18 protein-coding genes are annotated in these 17,336 nt (G+C 64.4%); 7 read left to right on the top strand and 11 right to left on the bottom strand.

The features are described from left to right. Positions 1-38: 38 nt before the first annotated feature. Positions 39-716, bottom strand: coding sequence for a GDSL-type esterase/lipase family protein (locus tag EXV95_RS08850; RefSeq protein ID WP_176886559.1), 678 nt, complete (start codon positions 714-716; stop codon positions 39-41). Next, positions 713-1,618 carry an AEC family transporter gene (locus EXV95_RS08845; protein ID WP_176886558.1) on the bottom strand — a complete coding sequence of 302 codons (906 nt, stop codon included), beginning with the start codon at positions 1,616-1,618 and terminating at the stop codon, positions 713-715. Before EXV95_RS08845 ends, EXV95_RS08850 begins: the two co-directional genes overlap by 4 nt. Before the next feature lie 127 nt (positions 1,619-1,745). Here EXV95_RS08845 and EXV95_RS08840 point away from each other — a divergent pair, with 127 nt between their 5' ends. The 3 genes from EXV95_RS08840 (at position 1,746) to EXV95_RS08830 (ending at position 4,722) form a co-directional block, all read left to right on the top strand. Beyond that, the gene (locus EXV95_RS08840) at positions 1,746-2,711 is read left to right on the top strand and encodes a tripartite tricarboxylate transporter substrate binding protein BugE (RefSeq protein WP_055398604.1); all 966 of its coding nucleotides are present in this window, start codon (positions 1,746-1,748) and stop codon (positions 2,709-2,711) included. Positions 2,712-2,790: 79 nt separating this feature from the next. After that, the gene (gene xerD / locus EXV95_RS08835) at positions 2,791-3,690 is read left to right on the top strand and encodes a site-specific tyrosine recombinase XerD (RefSeq protein WP_176886557.1); all 900 of its coding nucleotides are present in this window, start codon (positions 2,791-2,793) and stop codon (positions 3,688-3,690) included. Between the two features lie 66 nt (positions 3,691-3,756). Beyond that, positions 3,757-4,722 carry a tripartite tricarboxylate transporter substrate binding protein gene (locus EXV95_RS08830; protein ID WP_176886556.1) on the top strand — a complete coding sequence of 322 codons (966 nt, stop codon included), beginning with the start codon at positions 3,757-3,759 and terminating at the stop codon, positions 4,720-4,722. A gap of 66 nt (positions 4,723-4,788) precedes the next feature. Here EXV95_RS08830 and EXV95_RS08825 read toward each other — a convergent pair whose 3' ends face one another. The 3 genes from EXV95_RS08825 to EXV95_RS08815 form a co-directional block, all read right to left on the bottom strand. Next, positions 4,789-6,069 carry an EAL and HDOD domain-containing protein gene (locus tag EXV95_RS08825; protein ID WP_176886555.1) on the bottom strand — a complete coding sequence of 427 codons (1,281 nt, stop codon included), beginning with the start codon at positions 6,067-6,069 and terminating at the stop codon, positions 4,789-4,791. 81 nt (positions 6,070-6,150) lie between these two features. Further along, on the bottom strand, positions 6,151-7,416 hold the full coding sequence (locus tag EXV95_RS08820) for an EAL and HDOD domain-containing protein (protein ID WP_176886554.1): 1,266 nt from the start codon (positions 7,414-7,416) through the stop codon (positions 6,151-6,153). A 184-nt stretch (positions 7,417-7,600) separates the two neighbouring features. Next, positions 7,601-8,404, bottom strand: a complete 804-nt coding sequence (locus EXV95_RS08815; protein ID WP_176886553.1) for a ferritin-like domain-containing protein — start codon at positions 8,402-8,404, stop codon at positions 7,601-7,603. Positions 8,405-8,514: 110 nt separating this feature from the next. Between EXV95_RS08815 and EXV95_RS08810 the strand changes: the two genes are divergently transcribed. From EXV95_RS08810 to EXV95_RS08800, 3 genes are all read left to right on the top strand, one after another. Continuing rightward, positions 8,515-9,039, top strand: a complete 525-nt coding sequence (locus tag EXV95_RS08810; protein WP_055398609.1) for a gamma carbonic anhydrase family protein — start codon at positions 8,515-8,517, stop codon at positions 9,037-9,039. A 55-nt stretch (positions 9,040-9,094) separates the two neighbouring features. Continuing rightward, on the top strand, positions 9,095-10,087 hold the full coding sequence (locus EXV95_RS08805; protein WP_176886552.1) for an Hsp33 family molecular chaperone HslO: 993 nt from the start codon (positions 9,095-9,097) through the stop codon (positions 10,085-10,087). Between the two features lie 228 nt (positions 10,088-10,315). Further along, complete coding sequence (locus EXV95_RS08800) at positions 10,316-10,804, top strand: CZB domain-containing protein (protein ID WP_176886551.1); 489 nt, start codon at positions 10,316-10,318, stop codon at positions 10,802-10,804. A gap of 61 nt (positions 10,805-10,865) precedes the next feature. Here the strand turns inward: EXV95_RS08800 and EXV95_RS08795 are convergent, their stop codons facing one another. The 6 genes from EXV95_RS08795 to EXV95_RS08770 form a co-directional block, all read right to left on the bottom strand. After that, complete coding sequence (locus tag EXV95_RS08795) at positions 10,866-11,360, bottom strand: hypothetical protein (protein WP_176886550.1); 495 nt, start codon at positions 11,358-11,360, stop codon at positions 10,866-10,868. Between the two features lie 113 nt (positions 11,361-11,473). Beyond that, complete coding sequence (locus tag EXV95_RS08790; RefSeq protein ID WP_121420682.1) at positions 11,474-11,752, bottom strand: septum formation initiator family protein; 279 nt, start codon at positions 11,750-11,752, stop codon at positions 11,474-11,476. Positions 11,753-11,775: 23 nt separating this feature from the next. Further along, positions 11,776-13,062, bottom strand: coding sequence for a phosphopyruvate hydratase (gene eno, locus EXV95_RS08785; RefSeq protein ID WP_055400881.1), 1,287 nt, complete (start codon positions 13,060-13,062; stop codon positions 11,776-11,778). A 99-nt stretch (positions 13,063-13,161) separates the two neighbouring features. Next, complete coding sequence (locus EXV95_RS08780; RefSeq protein ID WP_176886549.1) at positions 13,162-13,452, bottom strand: DUF1330 domain-containing protein; 291 nt, start codon at positions 13,450-13,452, stop codon at positions 13,162-13,164. 3 nt (positions 13,453-13,455) lie between these two features. Continuing rightward, complete coding sequence (kdsA, locus tag EXV95_RS08775; protein ID WP_176886548.1) at positions 13,456-14,313, bottom strand: 3-deoxy-8-phosphooctulonate synthase; 858 nt, start codon at positions 14,311-14,313, stop codon at positions 13,456-13,458. A gap of 12 nt (positions 14,314-14,325) precedes the next feature. Then, entirely contained in the window at positions 14,326-15,984 is a 1,659-nt protein-coding gene (locus tag EXV95_RS08770; RefSeq protein ID WP_108496941.1) for a CTP synthase, read from the bottom strand. A 110-nt stretch (positions 15,985-16,094) separates the two neighbouring features. Between EXV95_RS08770 and coaBC the strand changes: the two genes are divergently transcribed. Continuing rightward, positions 16,095-17,318, top strand: a complete 1,224-nt coding sequence (gene coaBC / locus EXV95_RS08765) for a bifunctional phosphopantothenoylcysteine decarboxylase/phosphopantothenate--cysteine ligase CoaBC (protein ID WP_176886547.1) — start codon at positions 16,095-16,097, stop codon at positions 17,316-17,318. Positions 17,319-17,336 lie beyond the last annotated feature (18 nt).

Below are 17,336 nucleotides of genomic sequence, written 5' to 3'. Positions count from 1 at the left end.
TGCCGCTTTGCTGCGGCGTGTTGCTTTTGCTCTTGCGGCTACCGCGCCAGCAAACCTGTGTCTTTGAGGGTCATCACCAGCCCCTGGGTAAATTCTTCATACCCCGCAGCATTGGCATGGATCTGGTCCGCCCGCAGCCGCTCCTGCCCCAGTACACCCGACCAGCCTTTGCTGTGCAGCGGCACTTTCAGTTCGCCGGCGATCTCTTCGTACATCGCGTGGTCGCTCAGGCGGCCTACCGCCGCCAGCATTGTCAGCTCGGGCACCGCCACCAGCAGCACCTGTGCGCCGCTGGCCTGAGCATCGGTGCAGATCTGGCGGATGTTGCTGCGGGTGGCGGTGGCGCTCTGGCGGCGCAGAAAGTCGTTGCCGCCAATGCTCACGATCACCAACGCCGGCTTGTGCTTTTGCAGCAACCCCGGCAGGCGTGCCAGCGCATCGCCCGAGGTGTCACCCGAAATGCCACCATTGACCACCTTCCAGCCTGTCAGACGTGCCAGCACGGCCGGGTAGGCGGTGTCGGCCGAGGCACCCACGCCCGATGTCAGCGAGTCGCCCAGGGCCAGCACGGTGGCATCGGGCGGCAACCATTGCGCGCGCGGGGTTTTGCGCCCGCAGCCCACCAACGGCACAAGCGCCAGTGCCCCCAGGCTTGCCATCAACGCGCGGCGGCTTGCCAAGGCGTCGGAACCCAGGGCTCTGCGGGAATCGGTCATCGGAGAAACCCCAGCGCAAACGGCAGGCTGACCATGCCCAGCAATGTGGAGAGCGTCACCAGCCCGGCCACATACGGCCCGTTGTAGCCCATGCGCGCTGCCAGCACATAGCAGGTAGAGGCAGTGGGCAGGGCCGAGAAAGCGAGCAGCATGGTGGTCTGCACGGCATTGAGCCCGAAGAGCCGAGCCATCGCAAACGCCAGCAGCGGCTGCACCAGGTGCCGGATGGACAACACCGCCACGCTCAGCGCCTTGCCGCGCGAGAGCAGGCCAAACTGCAGGCCTGCGCCGGCTGCCATCAGCCCCAGCGCGAGCGACGCCGCACTGATGCGGCTGACCGTGGGGCTGGCCCATTCCGGAATCTGAAAGCCCAGCAGGTTGGCCACCAGGCCAGACACCGTGGCGACGATGAGCGGGTTGCGCACCAGCTCGCGCGCAAAGCTGTGCTGGCCATGCCGCGCCATGGGCCACACGGCCGCCACGTTGAACAGCGGCACGCACACGCCGATCAGAACGGCAATCATCAGCAGTCCCTCGGCGCCCGCCAGGCGCTCGGCAATGGCCAGGCCAATGAACGAGTTGAAGCGGAACGCTACCTGCGCGCTGGCCGCGTGGTCGCGTGCGTCGATGTGCTTGCCCAGCCACGGCCAGTGCGGCAGGCTGTAGGCCAGTGCAATGCCCGCGACGCCCATGGTCAGCCCGGCTGCGATGAGGCCGGACGCAGCGCCGATGTCCACCGGGCTCTTGACGATGGACTGGAACAACAGCACGGGAAAGAGCAGGTAGTACACCAGGCTCTCCACGGGTTGCCATACCGAGCGGTTGAGGGCGGTGTACCGGCAGATGAGGTATCCGCAGAGGATGAGGGAGAAGTCCGGGATCAGGAGCTGGGCGTAATTCACGTGCCGAGAATACTTGATCCGTGTCAGTCTCTGCGGGTTAGCCCTTATGTGGAATCCGCAGGGCTCCAAGGCAGCCATTGCGCATACCATCAGCGCTGTTTGTTACCCCCGCTCGAAGGAGAACTCCATGCATCGTCGTCAATGGCTCGCGCTGACCGTACTGGCTGCCGCCGCAGGCACCGCAGCCGCCCAGGGCTACCCCAACAAGGTGATCAAGCTGCAGGTGCCGTTTGCACCCGGTGGCACCACCGACATCATTGCGCGCGTGATCGCCGACCCGCTGGGCAAGGCCCTGGGCCAGAGCGTGATCGTGGAGAACAAGGCCGGTGGCGGCGGCATCGTGGGTGCGGCTGAAACGGCACGCTCGGCACCAGACGGCTACACGCTGGGCGTGGCCACCGTGTCCACCACGGCCGCCAACCCCGCCATCAACCCCAAGACCCCGTACAACCCGCTGACGGACTTCACGCCCATCATCAACATTGCGGCCACGCCCAATCTGATTGCCGTGAACCCCAGCTTCCCCGCCAAGGACTACAAGTCGTTTGTGGCCGAAGTGCAGAAGAACCCCGGCAAGTACTCGTATGCATCGTCGGGCACGGGCGGCATCGGCCACCTGCAGATGGAGCTGTACAAGAGCCTGTCCAACACCTTCGTCACGCACATCCCCTACCGTGGTGCGGGCCCGGCTCTGAACGACACCGTGGCCGGCCAAGTGCCGATCATCTTTGACAACATTCCATCCGCGCTGCCCTTCATCAAGGACAACCGTCTGGTGGCCATTGCCGTGGCCGCGCCACAGCGCGTTGCCGCGCTGCCCAATGTGCCCACGTTCAAGGAACTGGGACTGGAGCCAGTGAACCGCATGGCCTACTACGGCATCCTGGGCCCCAAGGGACTGCCCAAGGACATCGTTGACAAAATCAACGCCGCTGTGCGCACCGCACTGCAAGACCCGGCCGTGAAGAAGCGCATCGAAGACACCGGCTCCATCGTGGTGGGCAACACGCCCGAGCAGTTTGCCGAGCAGATCAAGGCCGAGTTCGCGGTCTACAAGCAAGTGGTCGCCAAGCAGAAGCTGACGCTGGAATAAGCAAGCGCCATATTCCATTCTTCTCAGTCAAAGCCGCCCGTTGCCACGGGCGGCTTTTTTACGTGCTATCGTTTTTTGCATGCTTGCCACCAGCCTGACCGCCATCGACGCCTTTGTGGACGCCCTCTGGCTGGAGGACGGGCTTTCGCGCAACACGCTGGCCGCCTACCGGCGTGACCTGACGCTGTACGCGCAGTGGCTGGCCGACCAACAGCCTCCGCTGGCGTTGGACGGCACGGCCGAGCACCATCTGCAGGGTTACTTCGCCGCCCGGCATGCGCAGACCCGCGCTACATCTGCCAACCGGCGCCTCACGGTGCTGCGCCGCTACTTTCACTGGGCGCTGCGGGAGCGGCGCATCACGGTTGACCCTACGGTGCGGCTGCAGGCAGCACGCCAGCCCCTGCGCGTGCCCAAGACCTTGTCGCAGGCGCAGGTGGAAGCCCTGCTGAATGCGCCAGACGTCGGCAATCCGCTCGGGCTGCGTGACCGCACCATGCTGGAGCTGATGTACGCCAGCGGCCTGCGCGTGACGGAGCTGGTCACGCTCAAGACCTTTCAGCTGGGCCTGAACGAGGGCGTGCTGCGGGTCATGGGCAAGGGCAGCAAGGAGCGGCTCGTGCCGTTTGGCGAAGTGGCCCGCCAGTGGCTCGACCGCTATCTGCAGGACGGCCGCAGCGCCATCCTGGGCGGGCAGCAGACAGACGACCTGTTCGTCACCCAGCGGGGCAGCGGCATGACGCGGGTCATGTTCTGGGTCATCGTAAAGAAATGGGCGCAGGTGGCGGGCATCACCGTGCCACTGTCTCCCCACACGCTGCGGCACGCGTTTGCCACGCATCTGCTCAACCACGGTGCAGATTTGCGGGTGGTGCAGCTGCTGCTGGGCCACGCCGATATTTCCACCACCACCATCTACACCCACGTGGCGCGCGAGCGGCTCAAATCGCTTCATGCGCAACACCATCCGCGCGGGTAGCGCAGGCGCCCCGCCCTGGTTGTGGTGCCCCTGCGGATACACGCCCTTTCACCCAAGGAAACATTCATGAAAAAACTATTTGTCGGCGCGTTGCTGCTGAGCACGGTCACCCTGGCCATGGCGCAGGCGTGGCCCACGGCCAAACCGATTCGCATCGTGGTGGCCTACCCCGCTGGCGGCGTGAGCGACACGGTGGCCCGAGCGCTGGCCGACAAGCTGGCTGTGCAGCTCGGCACCCCCGTGGTCATCGAGAACAAGGCCGGTGCGAGTGGCAGCCTGGGCGTGGACGCGGTGGCCAAGGCGGCTCCCGACGGCTACACCCTGGGCTTTGCGGCGGTGAGCCCGCTGGCGCTCAATCCGCACCTGGGCAAGTCGCCGTTCGATCCCCAAAAGGACATTTCGCCGGTCGTGAGCGTGATGTATTCACCCGTGCTGCTGCTGGGCACATCCGCCAGCAAGGCGGCGGATTTCAAGGACCTCATCGCCGCCGCACAGGCCAAGCCGGGGGCTGTGCGCTGGGCGACCTCGGGGCAGGCGTCGCTGGGCCACATCATGCTGGAGCAGATCATGGGCAAAAGCCAGGTGCAGATCACCCATGTCCCCTACAAGGGCGGCGGCCAGCAGATGAACGACGCGCTGGGCGGCCAGTACGAGGTGTTGTCCACCAACGCGGGCCCTGCCGTGCTGCAGCACATCAAGGCGGGCAAGCTCAAGCCGCTGGCGGTGGGTGCACCAGCGCGGCTCGACTCGCTGCCCCAGGTGCCCACGCTGGCAGAGCTGGGCCAGCCTGCTGCCAACCTGTCTTCGCTGTTTGGCATCTATGCGCCAGCGCAGACGCCTGTGGCCGTGCTGGAGCGCATCAATACCGAGGTGAACAAGGCGCTGGCCCTGCCCGACATCCGCAACAAGCTCGAAGCCACGGACAACGTGCCGACCGGCGGCACGGCTGCCGAATTCGCGCGCCAGATTGCGCAGGAGTCGGAGAACAACGCGCGCATCATCCGCGCGGCGGGTATCCAGGGAAATCAATGACCGCCTGAAAAACCACGGGCCCTGGATGACCAGGGCCCGTGCAGGCAAAGGTGTTTCTGGGACGAATCAGTCTTCGTTGAGGCTCTCGGCCCAGGTCAGTGCCTGCAGGTGGGCCCAGTTGACCTGGCGGTTGGACAGGTGCAGCGCATCGGCGTTCTTGGCAAAGGCCACTTCGTCGCCGCTTTCGCAGGCCTTGGTCAGTTCCAGGAAGGGCGCGAACACACCGGTGCCGCGCAGCAGGGCGTCCATCACGGGCTCGGGCAGGGCCACGGATTCGAGCGCCTTTTCAATCGGAACCCCCAGCATGGTGTCCAACAGCGAGAACACGCCCACCACAAAGGCGTTGTCGCAGTCTTCGGGCGGCAGCAGTTCGGCGGCCAGCAGCTCCATCAGGCGGCCGCGCACCACGGCGGTCTGGCCCACGGCTGGGGGCGCGCCGCCGGCACGGGACGTGGTCATGAGCAAGGCCGCCCAGCGGAACAGCTTCTTGAGGCCCAGAATCATCACCGCATGGCGGAACGAGGTGATCTCGCACGACAGGCCAAAACCGGAGGAGTTGATGAAGCGCAGCAGGTTGAAAGACAGCGTGGGGTCTTTCTTGAGCAGATCTTCGATCTCGGCCGTGCTGGCCTGTTTGCGCACCAGGTTGATGAGCTGGATGATCGTGGCCTGCGAGGGGCGGATGGTGGTGGCCTTCACCAGCGAAGGCTGGGCAAACCAGTAGCCTTGGAAGAGCTTGACGCCCAGGTCGCGCATCAGCTCGTACTGTTCGGCGGTTTCCACCTTTTCGGCCACCAGCGTGGCCTTGCTGTGGGTGGTGGAGAACTTGACCAGCGGCCCTGCCAGTTCAGGCTTGAAGGCCTGCATGTCGAGCTTGATGAAGGAGGCCATGGGCAACCAGCTGGTGTAGGCACGCTTGAGGGCCTGCTGGTCGAACGCCAGGCGAAAACCGCGCGTGCGCAGGGCTTCCAGTGTGGGGATGCGGCCTTCGATCTCCTCGGGCGTGGCGCCGTCGGGCAGAGGGGGGACTTCCAGCACCACCTTTTCGGGGTGGATCAGTTCCAGGTGGCCGCCCGAGAGGCTGTCGTGCGTGCAGTTGATGAACACCGTCTTCTTGCCGACCAGGGCCTCGGTGCCGGCGTACGACAGGGCGTTGAACAGCAGGGCCGCATCGCTGGCCGCAGTGTGGGCGTCGGAGGCGGTGGACCGGTCAAACAGCTCATAGCCATAGACGGCGCGGCTTTCGTCCACGATGGCCTGGCGCGCAATGATGGCGATGTTCTCGTCTACAGGGTCAACCGCAGGCGATGCAGCTTCGGGGGCGTCTTGTTCAGGTGTGGTCGACATGGGGTCTGCTGGAGTGATGTGCTGGGGTCTGCAATGATTCTAGACCCGCACGCGGCGTGCGCCTATCTATCAATGTGGGGTTCAGTCGGTGAGTTGGTCGGCCCAGGCCAGGGCCTGCAGGTGCGCAAAGTTGATCTGCTGGCTGGTCAGGTGCAGCAGGCCCGCCGTGCGGTCGAACACCACATCGTCGCTGGATTCGCAGGCTTCGGCCAGGGTCAGCAGGTCTCCCAGGAAGCCTTCTCGCCGCAGCAGCGCCGCCGCCACAGGCTCGGGCACGTTGAGCAGGCCGAGCGCGGATTCCATGGGCATGGACAGCATCACGTCCAGGAGCGAGAAGATGCCCACGACGAAGGCCTGGTCGGCTTCTTCGGGGGGAAGGGTTTCGAGTGCCAGCAGCTCCATGAGGCGGCCCCGCACCACGGCGGTCTGGCCCACGGATGACGGAGTACCGCCCGTGCGCGAGGCAGTGAGTAGCAGCGCCGCCCAGCGGAACAGCTTTTTCAGGCCCATGAGCATCACGGCCTGGCGGAAAGACGTGATCTCACGCGACAGACCAAAACCCGCCGAGTTGATCAGGCGCATCAGGTTGAAGGCCAGGCCAGCATCTTTCTTGAGCGTTTCTTCGATGTCGTCGGTGCTGGCCTGTTTGCGCACCTGGTTGATGAGTTCGATGATGCTGGCCTGCGATGGCGTGAGCAGCTTGGCCTCTACCAGCGAGGGGCGTGCGAACCAGTAGCCCTGGAACAACTGCACGCCCTGGCTGGAGACCATGTCGTATTGCTGGGCGGTTTCCACCTTTTCCGCAATGAGTTCTGCCTGCGAATGGCGCCCCGCGTAGCTGATGAGCACCGCCAGCTGGTCGGCGGCCAGCACCGAAAGATCCAGCTTGATGTAGTCCGCCAGCGGCAGCCACGGGGCGTACGCGGACTGCAACACCGTGTGGTTGAACGCCAGGTGAAAGCCCCGATCGCGCAGCTCGGTCAAGATAGGCAGGCGCGTGGCGACTTCTTCGGCCGCAGTGTGGCCCAGTGGAGGAATTTCGAGCACCACCTTGTCGGGCTCCACGAGTTCGAGGTGGCCACCGGAAAGGCTTTCATGCGTGCAGTTCACGAAGATGAGCTTTTTGCCCACCAGCTCTTCGGTGCCTGCGTGCGACAGGGCGGTGAAGACCAGGATCACGTCGGTGGCGGCCGTGTGTGCGGCGCCGCTGCGCGAGCGGTTGAACAGCTCATAGCCGACCACCACCTGCTGCGCATTCACGATGGCCTGCCGCGCGATCATGGCGACCGAGGACTGGTTGCCGGAGGGCGGTGCGGTGGGAGTGCCGGGGGCAGTGAGTGAAGTCATGGAGGGAGTATCGAAGAAAGAGGGGCCAGTGTCAGCGGGCGGGGCTGGCGCGGCAAATTGTAGGAGCCGCTGCGGGCGCGCGCTGTAACCAGGAATTCAGACAGGGCTTGCATACATCGGGAAGCGCCAGCCTTCTCGCCTTGGGACTGGCCGCTTGACGGAGCCCTGTTTTGCGCAAGCCATGTCAGATCTGCTGGAGCCAGCGCAGCTCGTTGTCAGTGAACCCGGCCTTGCGGCGGGCGGCTTCGTTGAACGGGGGTTTCAGGCGCGGGGCTTCGTACTGCTTGACCAGGGTGCCGTAGTGGGCTTCAGGGTCTACCCCCTGGCGCTCGCACAGCCAGCGGTACCAGTGGTTGCCGATGGCCACATGGCCCACCTCGTCGCGCAGGATGGTGTCGAGAATGCCCACGGCGGCCAGCGCATCGGGCGTACCCACTTGGCGCAACTTGGCCTGAATCTGCGGCGTGGCGTCCAGCCCGCGCGCCTCCAGGGTGCGCGGCACCAGCGCCATGCGGGCCAGGATGTCGTGCTGGGTCTTCTCGCACATCGTCCACAGGCCCTGGTGGGCCGGGAAGTCGCCATATTCATGGCCCTGGCTGCGCAGGTGATCGCGCAACAGGCGAAAGTGCCGGGCTTCTTCCCCAGCGACCAGCATCCAGTCGGTGTAGTAGCTGCGGGGCATGCCGTCAAAGCGCCATACCGCGTCGAGTGCCAGATTGATGGCGTTGAACTCGATGTGCGCAATGGCGTGGATCAGAATGGCGCGCCCCTGTGGAGTGGCCGGCGAACGGCGGGCGACGTCGGTATGGCGAAGCAGCTCCGGCCGCTCGGGACGGCCAGGCAGTGCACTGGCGTCGGATGGGGGAGTGGGGGATTGTTTTGCTATCGAAAGAGTAGCTGATTGCGCTTGCAGGTCAAGCGCTGCGGCCGCTTTTTGTTCAGGGTCTGCAAGGCACAAGACCTGCAGTGCACGGTGGCGAAGCTCCATCCTTACAATTCTAGGCCCTGCCATGCGGAACACGGCGCACGCTTTGTAACGTCTGGCGACTTCCCTGGGCCTGTGCAAACGCTGGCCTTTCCTCTTTTTTGGAGTGGTGCATGGCGATTTACGAACTCGATGGCATGGTGCCCCAGTTGGCGGCATCGGCCTGGGTGGCGGACAGTGCCCAAGTGATGGGCAATGTGGTGCTGGGCGAAGACGCCAGCGTCTGGTTCGGCACGGTGATCCGCGGCGATACCGAGACGATCACCATCGGCGCTGGCTCCAACATCCAGGATGCCAGTGTCTTGCATGCAGACATCGGCAAGCCCCTGGTGGTGGGTGAGCGTGTGACGGTGGGCCACCAGGTCATGCTGCACGGCTGCACCATCGGCGACGAATCACTCATCGGCATTGGCGCCGTGGTGCTCAACGGCGCCAAGATCGGCAAGCATTGCCTGGTGGGCGCGGGCGCGCTGGTGACCGAGGGCAAGGAGTTCCCGGATGGCTCCATGATCATCGGCAGCCCTGCCAAGGCAGTGCGCGAACTGACTCCCGAGCAGATTGAAGGCCTGCGCCAGAGCGCCCAGCACTACATCGACAACGCGCGCCGCTATCACAGCGGCCTGCACAAGCTCGCCTGAGCGGCGGCAACCTTTTTTTCGTTGCTGCCGTCCACTTTTCTCCTGGAACCCCTGCGTGTCTGAACTCCACAAGTTTCTTTTCGACGGCCTGCCCGTGCGCGGCATGATCGTGCGCCTGACCGATGCCTGGACCGAAATCCTGCGCCGCCGCGCCAGCAACACCAGCACGGGTGCCTACCCTGCGCCCGTGAGCGAGCTGCTGGGCGAGATGGCCGCCGCCGGTGTGCTCATGCAGTCCAACATCAAGTTCAATGGCGCACTGGTGTTGCAGGTGTTTGGCGATGGCCCCGTAAAGCTCGCCGTGGCCGAAGTGCAGTCGGACCTGAGCCTGCGTGCCACGGCCACCGTGAACAGCGAGGTGCCAGAGGGCGCAGCCCTGAGCCAGATGGTGAATGTGGGCGGTGGCGGCCGCTGCGCGATCACGCTCGATCCCAAGGACCGCCACCCAGGCCAGCAGCCCTACCAGGGCGTGGTGCCGCTGTATGGCGACCGCCACGAGAAGCTGGAGCGTCTGTCCGACGTGTTGCAGCACTACATGCTGCAGTCCGAGCAGCTGGACACCATCCTGGTGCTGGGCGCCAATGACCAGGTGGCTGCGGGCCTGTTGATCCAGCGCATGCCGATCAAGGGCGAGGGCAATTTGGCCGCAGGCCTCACGCACCGCGAGAACGAAGACCAGATCGGCCACAACGAAGACTACAACCGGATCGCCCACCTGGCTGCCAGCCTCACGCGCGAAGAGCTGCTGAACCTGGACGTGGACACCATCCTGCGCCGCCTGTTCTGGGAGGAAAAGCTGCTGCGCTTCGAGCCCCAGCAGGGCGCCAGCGGCCCGCGGTTTGCCTGCACCTGCAGCCGTGAACGTGTGAGCAACATGCTGCGCAACCTGGGCGTCGAAGAAGCCGAGAGCATCCTCTCCGAACGCGAAGACATCGAGGTGGGCTGCGAGTTCTGCGGGCAGCAGTACCGCTTTGACGCGGTCGATGCCGCGCAGATTTTTGTGCCACCCACCGTCAGCCAGCCGCCGGGACCTACCGGCATCCAGTAGGGCATCCGGTAGGTCTTCCGGCGCCCGTCGCAGCCACGGCTGCCTGCGCTCCACGGGCCAGCCGACTGCCGGGCGGATGACCATCGTTGACAATCGCACGCGCTTTATCACGCTGTGCGCCCCTAAGATGTCGCCTTCCACACGGCAGGTTCTCTGCAAGGCCGCCCCAGGGGCAGGCCCGCAGCCGCACCGCTTTCTTGGTGTGGTGCTGCAAGTGCAAGAGGAGCTATGGGGTTACTACGCCGTGTGTTTGGGGGGGGCCGGGGGCAAGAGGCTGTGCCTTCACTGGAGCTGTGCGACAGCAGCCGGGCTTCCGGCGCGCAGGATTCGCTGCGCGCGGACACCGTGCTGGCGGCCCTTGACATCGACGCCGCCATCAATGCCCACGAGCGCTGGAAAACCCATCTCATGGATTACCTGGAAGGCCGTACCACCGAGGGCCTGGACCCTGCGGAGGTGCGCCGCAGTGACCGGGGTGCCCTCGGGCGCTGGCTGCATGGGGTGGGCGGTGAATTGCTGGGCGACCAGCCTGCGTATGCGGTGCTGATGGCACGCCACCAGTATTTCCACGAACAGGCCGCGATGCTGGTGGAGCTGGCCCAGCAGGGTGAGTGGGACAAGGCCGTGCAGGTGCTCCATGGCGGCTACCGCTATGGCTCCAGCCAGGTGGTGCTGCTGCTCAAGGAGCTCAAGCGCGGTCTGGTGCAGCAGGCCTGATCTCATCCCTCGACCTCCATCCCCTCCACGTTTTTTGGGGATATGCCTCGGGTCGCGGGTTTTAGGTGGCGCCTGTATCCCGCCCCATCAGTGCAGTGAAGAGTAGGTGTTCGCATTCGGGATCACTGCATTTTTCGCAGTTCCAGGCGCGCAGGCGGGGCGCTGTCCGGGTACTGGAGCCAGAATCTGAATCGAAATTGCCTCTGGCGCTTGATGGGTATGTGCTAGAAGCTATGTTTTTTATAGCATTCAGCGCATTGGCAATGCGCTGCTCACCGTGGCCATACACAACGCGATAGCCCATACCCACCTGGGTCAGATCCGCACGCAAACGTGCATCGGCGGCTTCCTGTGCGGCCCGCTCGCTGGTGGGGCAGGGCAGATCCAGCCCCATGAGCAGAATCAGGCTGGCATCCACGGCCCCCTCAGAGGGCAGGCCAGGGTTGCAGAGAATTTGCGCGGAGCCGGGGGCAAGTTGCGCGTGGAGCGCATCGCGCAGCGCCTGGGCCCCGGTGCCGGGCGCGCCGAGGAGAACAAGGGTGGGCGGGAAGGGCACGGTGGCAGGGGGGGGCAGAAGGTGGGGCGTCGTCCCCAGTCCACCATCAAGACATCCGACGGGCGGCTTTTGGGGACCGGGGCACTGAACCCCGGAGGGGCGAGCACAAGGACTCAGCGTGGCGTGAACTGCACGTAGACCTCGTTGGGCTTGACCATGCCCAGTTCGCTGCGCGCCTTTTCTTCCACCATGTCGAGCCCTTCCTTGAGGTCATGCACCTCGGACGACAAGCGCTCGTTGGCCAGCTTGGCCTGGTCATTGGCCGCCTTTTGCACATCGATTTGCCGCTGCATCTCGTTGACGCGCGGCACGCTGCCCCGCCCGAGCCAGAGCTGGGCGTGCAGCGCTGCCAGCAGAGCCAGCAGGATCACAGGCACAAGGCGGGAGCCCATGGCTCGCTCGGGCTGGATGGGGATCAGCGCAGGTTATAGAACGCAGCGCGGCCGGGGTACTGAGCGATTTCACCCAGGTCTTCCTCAATGCGCAGCAGCTGGTTGTATTTGGCGATACGGTCCGAGCGGCTCAGCGAGCCGGTCTTGATCTGGCCTGCGTTGGTGCCCACGGCGATGTCGGCAATGGTGCTGTCTTCGGTTTCGCCCGAGCGGTGCGAGATCACGGCGGTATAGCCTGCGCGCTTGGCCATCTCGATGGCGGCAAAGGTTTCGGTCAGCGTACCGATCTGGTTGATCTTGATCAGGATCGAGTTGGCAATGCGCTTGTCGATGCCTTCCTTCAGGATCTTGGTGTTGGTCACGAACAGGTCGTCACCCACCAGCTGCACCTTGTCGCCCAGGCGTTCGGTCAGGTGTTTCCAGCCGTCCCAGTCGCCTTCGTGCATGCCGTCTTCGATGCTGATGATCGGGTACTTGTCCACCCAGGCCGCCAGCATGTCCGTCCATTGCTGCGCAGTCAGCTTGAGGCCGCCTTCGCCTTCCAGCACGTAGTGGCCGTCCTTGTAGAACTCGCTCGCGGCGCAGTCCAGGCCCAGGGCGATCTGCTCGCCCGCCGTGTAGCCAGCGGCTTCAATGGCTTGCAGGATGAGGCGGATGGCTGCTTCGTGGTTTTCAACGCTGGGGGCAAAGCCGCCTTCGTCACCCACGGCGGTGCTGATGCCCTTGTCGTGCAGGATCTTCTTGAGCGCGTGGAACACTTCGGCGCCCCAGCGCACGGCTTCACGGAACGTGGGAGCGCCCACGGGGATGATCATGAACTCTTGCAGGTCCAGGCTGTTGTTGGCGTGTGCGCCGCCGTTGATCACGTTCATCATGGGCACGGGCAATTGCACGCTGCCCATGCCGCCCAGGTAGCGGTACAGGGGCAGGCCGGACTCTTCGGCGGCCGCGCGGGCCACGGCCATCGACACGGCCAGCATGGCGTTGGCGCCCAGGCGGCTCTTGTTCTCGGTGCCATCGAGGTCGATCAGGGTCTTGTCCAAAAAGGCCTGCTCGGAGGCGTCCAGGCCCAGCACGGCTTCGCTGATCTCGGTGTTGATGTACTCGACCGCCTTGAGCACACCCTTGCCCAGGTAGCGGCCCTTGTCGCCGTCGCGCATTTCAATGGCTTCGCGGCTGCCGGTGGATGCGCCCGACGGCACGGCGGCCCGGCCCATCACGCCCGATTCGAGCAACACGTCGCATTCGACGGTGGGGTTGCCGCGGCTGTCCAGAATTTCGCGACCGACGATGTCAACGATGGCACTCATGGTTTTCCTTTTGCAGAAGTTTTAAATCAAATCGGGCTCTAGCGCTTGTCTATCAAGCGCTAGCAGCTATTAATTAATGAGCTGATCGGGCATGCCGGATCAGACGCCCTCGACGCACACCATGCGCATGACGGCTGCGCCTTCGCGTGCGGCTTTGGCTTTCTGGTATTCGGGCGTGTCGTAGAAGGCGCGCGCGGCCTCGAAGCTCGGGAACTTGAGCAACACGGTGCGACCGGGATTCCAGTCGCCTTCCAGCACTTCCACCTTGCCGCCGCGAATGCACACCTCGGCGCCGTGCGTCTGCATGGCCAGCGTGCTCCACTTTTTGTACTCTTCGTACTGCTCAGGGTTGGTGACGGTGACGGATGCGATGACGTAACCACTGCTCATGTCTCAAGCTCCAAAGTTGTTTTCGAGGAATCCGTTTTTCTTGGTGACATCGTCCAGAGCCACCAAGGTCTCCAGCAGCGCCTTCATGTGCTTGAGCGGCACGGCGTTGGGGCCGTCCGACCAGGCCTCGGCGGGCTTGGGGTGGGTTTCCATGAACAGCCCCGCCACGCCCACGGCGACACCGGCGCGGGCCAGCACAGGCACCATGTCGCGCGCCCCACCACTCACGGCGCCCAGGCCGCCGGGCTTTTGCACCGAGTGGGTCACGTCGAACACCACAGGGGCGCCGGAGTTGCGCATTTCTGCCAAGCTGGTCATGTCTGCGACGAGGTTGTTGTAGCCAAAGCTCACACCGCGCTCGCAGGCCAGGAAGCGGTCTTCCGACAGGCCCACTTCGGCAGCTGCAGACCGGGCCTTGTCGATGACGTTCTTCATGTCCCAGGGCGCGAGAAACTGGCCCTTTTTGATGTTGACTGGCTTGCCGCTTTGCGCCACGGCGCGGATGAAATCCGTTTGGCGGCATAGGAAGGCAGGCGTTTGCAGCACATCGACCACGCTCGCCACCTCGGCCACATGCGAGGTGTCGTGCACGTCGGTCAGGATGGGCAGCTGCAGCTGGCGGCGCACTTCATCAAGGATCTTGAGGCCAGAGTCGATGCCGACGCCGCGCTTGCTGGTGCCGGAGGAGCGGTTGGCCTTGTCGAACGAGCCCTTGTAGATCAGCGGAATGCCCAGCGGCGCGCAGGCTTCCTTGAGCTGGCCCGCGACGTCGAGCGACATCTCCAGGCCTTCAATGGAGCAGGTGCCTGCGATCAGGAAAAAGCGCTGGTCCAGGCCAACGTTGAATCCGCACAGCTGCATGCTTGAGTCCCCTTATGCTTTTTTTGCGGCTTGCTGGTGTTCCACTGCGGCCTTGATGAAGGCGTTGAACAGCGGGTGGCCGTTCCAGGGCGTGGACTTGAACTCGGGGTGGAACTGCACGCCGATGAACCAGGGGTGAACGGTTTGCGGCAGCTCCACGATTTCGGTGAGTTCTTCACGCTGGGTCAGCGCCGAGATCACCAGGCCCGCCTTGCGCAGCTGGTCCAGGTAGTTCACGTTGGCTTCGTAGCGGTGGCGGTGGCGCTCGGTCACCACGTCGCCGTAGATGCTGTGGGCCAGCGTGTCCTTGGACACGTCCGAGCTCTGCGCGCCCAGGCGCATGGTGCCGCCCAGGTCCGAGTTTTCATCGCGCTTCTTGATGGTGCCGTCTGCATCCTTCCACTCGGTGATCAGTGCGATCACGGGGTGGGGCGTGGTGGGGTCGAACTCGGTGCTGTTGGCGTTGGCCAGGCCTGCCACATGGCGGGCGTATTCGATGGTGGCCACCTGCATGCCCAGGCAGATGCCCAGGTAGGGCACCTTGCGTTCGCGGGCAAACTGCGCCGTGGCGATCTTTCCTTCCACGCCACGCTGGCCGAAGCCGCCGGGCACCAGGATGGCGTCGTACTTGGCCAGCTTGGCGGCCGCGTCGGCGCTGTCGATGGTCTCGGAATCGACATGGTCGATCTTCACGCGCACATGGTTGCGCATGCCCGCGTGGCGCAGGGCCTCGTTCACCGACTTGTAGCTGTCCGACAGGTCCACATACTTGCCGACCATGGCGATGGTGACTTCGCCCTGGGGGTGTTCGGTTTCGTACACCAGGTCGTCCCAGCGCTTGAGGCTGGTGGGTGGGGTGTTCAGACGCAGCTTGTCGCAGATCAGGCCATCGAGGCCCTGTTCGTGCAACATCCGGGGCACCTTGTAGATGGTGTCCACGTCCCACATGCTGATCACGCCCCATTCGGGCACGTTGGTGAACAGCGAGATCTTGGCGCGCTCTTCTTCAGGGATCCGGCGGTCGGCGCGGCACAGCAGGGCGTCGGCCTGGATGCCGATCTCGCGCAGCTTCTGCACCGTGTGCTGCGTGGGCTTGGTCTTGAGCTCGCCCGCTGCCGCGATCCAGGGCAGGTAGGTCAGGTGCACGAAGGCTGCGTTGTTCGGGCCCATGCGCAGGCTCATCTGGCGCACGGCTTCCAGGAACGGCAGCGATTCGATGTCACCCACGGTACCGCCGATTTCGACAATGGCCACATCCACGGCATCGGGCGTGCCGATGCCAGCGCCGCGCTTGATGAATTCCTGGATTTCGTTGGTGACGTGGGGAATGACCTGCACGGTCTTGCCCAGGTAGTCGCCGCGGCGTTCCTTCTCCAGCACGGACTGGTAAATCTTGCCCGTGGTGAAGTTGTTGGTTTTCTTCATGCGCGTTTCGATGAAACGCTCGTAGTGGCCCAGATCCAGGTCGGTTTCTGCGCCGTCGTCGGTCACGAAAACCTCGCCGTGCTGAAACGGCGACATGGTGCCCGGGTCTACGTTGATGTAGGGGTCAAGCTTGATGAGGGTGACTTTGAGTCCCCGCGATTCGAGGATCGCGGCAAGGGAGGCTGAGGCGATTCCCTTACCGAGGGAAGACACCACACCGCCGGTGACGAAGACAAATTTGGTCATGTCTGAAGGGGGCCTCTCGCGAGAGGTCTCCTGGTGGTGGGAAATTTGGATTATAGATGGCACCCCGGCGACACCCGGGCAGGGTCACCCCCGTCTGCTAAATTCGCCCCATGAATGAGCTTGTTGGCAAACACATTGTTCTGGGTCTGAGCGGGGGCGTGGCTTGCTACAAGGCGGCTGATCTGTGCCGCCAGCTCATCAAGGAGGGGGCCACCGTGCAGGTGGTGATGACCGAGGCGGCTGAACAATTCATCACGCCAGTCACCATGCAGGCGCTGTCTGGCCGCACGGTGTACGGCTCGCAGTGGGATGCGCGCGAGCCCAACAACATGCCCCACATCAACCTGAGCCGTGAGGCCGACGCGATCCTGATAGCGCCATGTAGCGCCGATTTCATCGCGCGGCTGGTGCAGGGCAGGGCGGATGAGCTGCTCAGCTTGCTGTGCCTGGCCCGCCCTGCGCAGCGGGTGCCGTTGCTGCTGGCTCCGGCCATGAACCGCGAGATGTGGGCCCATCCGGCCACGCAGCGCAACCTGGCCCAGGTGGCGCAGGATGGCGCGGTGGTGCTGGGTGTGGGCAACGGAGACCAGGCTTGTGGCGATACTGGCGATGGCCGCATGCTTGAGCCTGTGGAGCTGCTGGAAGAGTTGATTGCCTTCTTCGCGCCCAAGGTCCTGGCGGGGCGCAAGGTGCTGGTGACGGCGGGGCCCACTTTTGAGGCGATCGATCCCGTGCGTGGCATCACCAACCTCTCGAGCGGAAAGATGGGTTTTGCCATTGCCCGTGCGGCCCGCGAGGCCGGTGCCGAAGTCACTTTGGTCGCTGGGCCTGTGCATGTGCCCACGCCACGTGGGGTGCAGCGTGTGAATGTGCAGTCGGCCCAGGAGATGCTGGCGGCTGTACAGCGCCATGTGCAGGCGGCGTCGGTGTTCGTTGCCACCGCTGCCGTTGCGGACTGGCGGCCCGCCAGCCAGTCCTCCCAGAAAATCAAGAAAGACGGATCGGGCCAGACCCCGACCCTGGGTTTCGTGGAGAACCCCGACATCCTGGCCACGGTGGCGAAGTCATCGCATGCCCTGGAGGGTGATCTCTTTTGTGTCGGTTTTGCCGCCGAAAGCCATGATCTGTTGACCCACGCCACGGCCAAGCGTGCGCGCAAAGGGGTGCCGCTGCTGGTGGGCAACATTGGCCCTGCCACCTTTGGGCAGGATGACAATGCCCTGCTGTTGGTGGACGCCCAAGGGCACCGCGAGCTGCCCCGGGCTTCCAAGCGGGTGCTGGCCCAGCAGCTGATCGGGGAGATTGCGGCGCGGTTGTCCCCTGTGGGTTCCTAGAGGTCTTTGCCGGGAGGC

The sequence above is a fragment of the Acidovorax sp. JMULE5 genome (genome assembly GCF_013376875.1).
Taxonomy (GTDB): Bacteria; Pseudomonadota; Gammaproteobacteria; order Burkholderiales; family Burkholderiaceae_C; genus Acidovorax; species Acidovorax facilis.
This window is presented reverse-complemented; position numbering and strand designations above follow the sequence as displayed.